General features: G+C 61.1%; 4 protein-coding genes and 1 pseudogene. 2 read left to right on the top strand and 3 right to left on the bottom strand.

Going from position 1 to position 4,823, the window contains the following annotated elements:
• The 3 genes and pseudogenes from WDW90_RS34940 to WDW90_RS34930 form a co-directional block, all read right to left on the bottom strand.
• Positions 1-186, bottom strand: a pseudogene (locus WDW90_RS34940) (D-galactarate dehydratase); the annotation flags it as partial.
• 11 nt (positions 187-197) lie between these two features.
• The gene (locus WDW90_RS34935) at positions 198-533 is read right to left on the bottom strand and encodes a UxaA family hydrolase (RefSeq protein ID WP_336492324.1); all 336 of its coding nucleotides are present in this window, start codon (positions 531-533) and stop codon (positions 198-200) included.
• A 573-nt stretch (positions 534-1,106) separates the two neighbouring features.
• Positions 1,107-2,420: an MFS transporter gene (locus tag WDW90_RS34930; protein WP_336492323.1), complete on the bottom strand. Its 1,314-nt coding sequence runs from the start codon at positions 2,418-2,420 to the stop codon at positions 1,107-1,109.
• Positions 2,421-3,719: 1,299 nt separating this feature from the next.
• Between WDW90_RS34930 and WDW90_RS34925 the strand changes: the two genes are divergently transcribed.
• Positions 3,720-4,451: a PIG-L deacetylase family protein gene (locus WDW90_RS34925; RefSeq protein ID WP_336492322.1), complete on the top strand. Its 732-nt coding sequence runs from the start codon at positions 3,720-3,722 to the stop codon at positions 4,449-4,451.
• 2 nt (positions 4,452-4,453) lie between these two features.
• Positions 4,454-4,747 carry an SAM-dependent methyltransferase gene (locus WDW90_RS34920; protein WP_336492321.1) on the top strand — a complete coding sequence of 98 codons (294 nt, stop codon included), beginning with the start codon at positions 4,454-4,456 and terminating at the stop codon, positions 4,745-4,747.
• Positions 4,748-4,823: the final 76 nt, after the last annotated feature.

Below are 4,823 nucleotides of genomic sequence, written 5' to 3'. Positions count from 1 at the left end.
GGGCAGGAGCACGACGTGGTTGCGCACGCCGACGCGCCCGTTCTCCCGGCGCCAGCCCATGAAGGTGGCGTTCTTATAGTCAGCTGACGCGCGCTCGGTCGGAAGTGCCGAGGTCGTGAACTGGTCGGGGGCGCCGCCCACGAAGGGCGAGGCCTGATCCTGGGTGATCGTCGTTCCGTGTGTCATCTCAAGATTCCTCACCAGCGCTTCGTCTTCATGTTGTGGGTGTGGACGTGCTCGCCCTTGGCCGCGGCACCGATCATTCGGCCGACATCCTGGCCGTATTTGATCACGGTGTCGCCCTCCGAAAGGTCTGTAAGGGCAAGCTTATGTCCGATCGGAATGTCGTGCTTTGCAGTAATCGTGAAGGACGTGTTGTTGTCGGTCACGACGACCAGAGCTTTCGTCCCAGCTTTGAAACCTTCAACGACAACGACCGCCACATTGTCCTTGGGATTGTGAGCCAGAGCATGCGGGATGCCTGCCTTCTGGTCGCTCTCAGCGGGTTCCGCCACAGCACGTTGAGCCTTCATGTGTCCGATCTCCTCCTTACGCTCCAAATCATTTTGGTAGCTGATATCTTATATAAGACATGGAATCCTACGGGCGTCAACCATGCTCTCGCGGGGTCCTTCGCAAAGTTTTTCGGACCGATGGAAGAGCCCCGACTGAGCGCGGCGGAGCAAATTTTTTCGTTGTGTTCTCCTCGCCGAGGCGGACGAAACAGCCCCAACTCACCGTCGACACGCTCGCTCGATGCTCCACCCAACTTCGTCATCGCTATCGAAGGCCGCCGAAGAGCCTTTGCTGCGGCGGCGAATCACAATCCGCCGCCTGGCTTCGTTGAGGCCAGCCTTTTCGCCTATTCCGGCCGCGTCGCACTCGGAAGACCCCGCAGACGCTTGTTCTGACCGGTATCGCGACTGGCCGGACGAAGTGCGCACCGCTGCTCGGGCGCGATCAGATGCTGCTCGTCGGCGTGCTGCACGAGGAGCGCATGCTTGCTCCTCTGCCAGACCTCAATGCTGTTACGGTGCGTTTTCTCGCACGGAACCGATGGCCGCTTCGGTGGACCGCGCTCTAGCGGCTCTTCTGCTAATCAACGCCTACGATGCGTGTACCTCGTCAATTTCCTCCAGAGCGACATCTCGGGTCTCCGACATGAAGAATAGAGCGACGAAAGCGACGAGAGCATACAGGCCGTACACGACCGGTACGTAGAACCACTTTTCGGCGATGTTCTCGCCGATGAGGCCAGCCAGCAGCGGCGGCGCAAACATGCCGCCGAAAATCGCGGACAGGCTGTAGGCAATCCCTGCCCCGGAGTACCGGTACTTCGTCGGGAAGTTTTCGGAGGTCAGGATCGGCGCGAGGCCGTGCAGCACGCCGACACCCACCAGAGTGATCACGAACTGCAGGATCAGGGTCAGCGCGACCTGCTGGTTGAGGATCGCAAGCGTGTAGGGATAGGACAGGACGGCTGTGATCCCGATGGCGAAGTACGTCACTTGCTTCCGCTTCATCAGGTCGGCCAAGGGACCGCTGATGAGAACGCCGATGAGATCGCCGATCCTGGCAACGAAGATGATCACCGCCGTTGTCGCGAGCGGGATCCCTGCAGACTTCATGAAGGAAATGGCGTAGGTTCCGCTGACATAGCCGTCCATCTGCTGGAAGCCGCACACGAGCGCCAGCAGGAGGATCGGACGCCAGTGCCGCCGCATCACGTCTAGGCTTGGCATCTTCGCCAACTCGTCCTTCTCCTTCAACTTCTCGAACAGCGGCGAGTCGGCCAACTGGAAGCGCGCGAGCAACCCTGGGATCACGACGACTGCCGAAAGCAGCATGGCGATCCGCCAGCCATAGGTCGCGAAGTTGTCGGACAGGAGATAGAGAACCGCGCTCGCCGCCATGGCGCCTCCTGGAATTCCAAGATTGGCAAGCGACACCCAGAACGCACGGTTCTTTCGCCGCGCCCCGAACTCTGAGAGTAGAGACGACGCTCCGCCGAACTCGCCGCCCAAACCAATACCTTGGATGATGCGCAGGACGATGAGCAGAATGGGCGCGGCGATTCCAAGTGTGTCGTAGCCCGGCAGGAGGCCCACAAGCATCGTCGTCGCTCCGACGATCAGGATGTTTAGCAGGAACGAGTTCTTGCGGCCGGCCCGATCGCCGAAATGTCCGAACAGGAAAGCTCCCAGGAGCCGTGCCGGGAATCCGGCGCCGAAGGTGAGATAGGAGAAGACGAGCGCAGCCGTCGGCGAAAGGTTGGGGAAAAATATATGAGGAAAAGCGCTTGCGGCCGCATACCCGAAGATGAAAAAATCATAGAACTCGACGAGAACACCCGACGTCGCTGAGAATGCGAGAAGCGAGATCGTCCGACGATCCACGCTGTCTTGGCACTGACTTGTCATCCTCGAATCCTCCCAGCGAAAAAACAACGTCGTGGACTGTTTATCAGTCTGTATTGTTATCTAATCTCAATTTTTGCCGATCGAATTGGCTACGCAGGCTCTAATCAATTCCAGCCGAGCACGACATTATTCGGACACCCGCCTCAACGAGCTTCCAGCCGCCCGATCCAATGCGGATGACGCGCGGCCCCGTCAGTTTCGTCCTGGCGATCTAGACGAATGCAGGTGCGCGGGTCGGGCTTGCTAGCACTGCCGCCTCCTGTTCAGCATGAGGCCGAACTATCGGCTGGCCTCTCTCCTACGCCCGCTCGCCATTGCGACTGGGATCACTGATCAACCTTCGGCAAGGAGGGCACAGACGTGCTCGCGAGCGGCGGACCGGCGGCCGCGAAGGCCTCTACTTCCGCGTTCATCGTTCCCTCCCAAGAACGTGTGTGTCTTCGAGACTAGGCTGATCGAGCCGGATGGGGACCGAAATCGTCTGGCGGGGCCTCGAACTTTGTCGCGCGCTCTTTCTGCTGGCGCGCGCTGTCACGGATCCGTGCGAGTTGCGCCCTATCTTATATAAGATGTCTAATGTGTCAACCCGCTCTCCTGGCGCAGTCTGGCTCCTTTGCGGCCTGCGCGGGTGTAATGATGAACGACTCTCCCGCAGCGTCCGCTAAGCCGAAATCCAACCGCTCTATGGGCTGAGGCAAAGAGCGGCGTGTTCAGTCAGAAACCCCAGAGGATCTGGCCAGCCATGACGTCTCAGACTGTGCGGCTCGGCCTCGGTGGGACCTGTGATCCGGCCTAAGCCGATGTCCGCTTCGGAGATGCAGGTGAGGGCAGCCGAATGGCCGAGATGGGCGCAAAGCGGAAGGTCTGCCTTTCGGCAACCGGCCAACTCCCGCTTGTGGTGCATCTGTCCCGCTCCAGGTATCGCAGGTCTGTGTACGAACAGCCGAAACGATAGGGTCACCCTGGAGGCATTACGGGAACGGCCGCACGCGCATCTTGGTTCATGCGGTGACGTCAGCCCAGGTTCGTCGAGCGCAGGCGAGAGTGAAGCGAACCGTGCATGAGACCAACGGGTGTGGCGAGACCGGCAAGACAGTCACTCACGCGTCCCCGTCCAAAATACCGGTCAGTTCAGAGCGCAGGATTTCCTGCGCGGACATGCGTTGGAGCGGCTGACACGGGATGGTGCGACCCACCTTCGTCAACCCGAGCCTCGGATCAGGCGCTCACCACGGCCGCAAGCGAGGCCTTCAAGGCCGCAGGGATGGCCAGCGATCTCTGGCATGAGGTTGAGAACTGATGAGGGCCGATGCGTTTCTCCTGGCTGCCGAGGCGCTTCCATTCGGCGATCTTCAGGACTTGGCCGTCGGCCGCGGCCTGGTCATCGTTGCTCCGCACCCGGACGATGAGAGCCTCGGTTGCGGTGGCTTGATCGCGCGGGCCTGCGAGGAGGGCCTGCCGGTCCACCTCGTCGTCGTGAGTGACGGCGTCGGGTCTCATCCGAACTCACCGAGCTATCCGCCCGAACGACTGAGGGCTCTTCGAGAAAAGGAGACACTGGCCGCCGCAGAGCTCCTGGGACTCGCTGCGAAGTATGTGCACTTCCTGCGCCTGCCCGACCGACACGTACCCTCGGCCGGCCCTGAGGCGGAAGGCGCCGCATTGGCCATTGCGGGGGCGGTGCGGACGTGCGGAGCAGGCAACCTTATCGTCACTTGGCCGCATGACCCACATTGCGACCACCAAGCGTCCGCGGAGCTGGCACGCCTCGCCTGCAGCAAGCTCGCTGACGTGCGCCTCCTTGCCTACCCAGTCTGGGGTTGGACGCTTCCGGCAGACACAGACGTTGGACCACCGCCGAGAGGATTGCGCTTGGATATTTCCGGTCAACTCGTCGCAAAAAACATGGCTGTCGCGGCCCATCGCTCGCAGACCACAGACCTCATCAACGATGACCCCAAAGGCTTCCGGCTCGAGGCGGCGATGCTTGCCCATTTCACCAGACCCTTCGAGATCTTCCTGGAGATCTGACCGTGACGCGACACACGACCTCGTTGCCGCCGAGTTACTTCGACGAGCGATATGCGCGGAACCCGGATCCCTGGGAGTTTGCCACGAGCGCCTACGAGCGGACGAAGTATGCCGTCACGCTCAATGCGCTGCCGCAAGTCCGGTATGATTCGGCCCTGGAGGTCGGCTGCTCCATCGGTGTGCTGACGAAGGCCTTGGCAGCGCGGTGTAACACCGTCGTCGGTCTCGACGTTGCGGAGGCTGCCCTTACGCAAGCTCGCGAGCGGTGCCGCGATCTACGGCCTGTTCGGCCTTGAACGTGTTCCGTGTGCGGGCGTTTTGCTCCTCCTGACTGGGAGGAGTGATGCTGGACGACGCAGAATGGAGAAAGCT

This window comes from Methylobacterium nigriterrae (assembly GCF_037106235.1).
In the GTDB taxonomy this organism is placed as follows: domain Bacteria; phylum Pseudomonadota; class Alphaproteobacteria; order Rhizobiales; family Beijerinckiaceae; genus Methylobacterium; species Methylobacterium nigriterrae.
The sequence above is the reverse complement of the archived record's forward strand: the minus strand, read 5'-3'. Positions and strand labels throughout refer to the sequence as shown.

What these genes read in the sequence shown, in the direction of transcription:
- WDW90_RS34935 (WP_336492324.1), bottom strand. Translation starts at nt 533, where the DNA reads ATGAAGGCTCAACGTGCTGTGGCGGAACCCGCTGAGAGCGACCAGAAG.
- WDW90_RS34925 (WP_336492322.1), top strand. Translation starts at nt 3,720, where the DNA reads ATGAGGGCCGATGCGTTTCTCCTGGCTGCCGAGGCGCTTCCATTCGGC.
- WDW90_RS34930 (WP_336492323.1), bottom strand. Translation starts at nt 2,420, where the DNA reads ATGACAAGTCAGTGCCAAGACAGCGTGGATCGTCGGACGATCTCGCTT.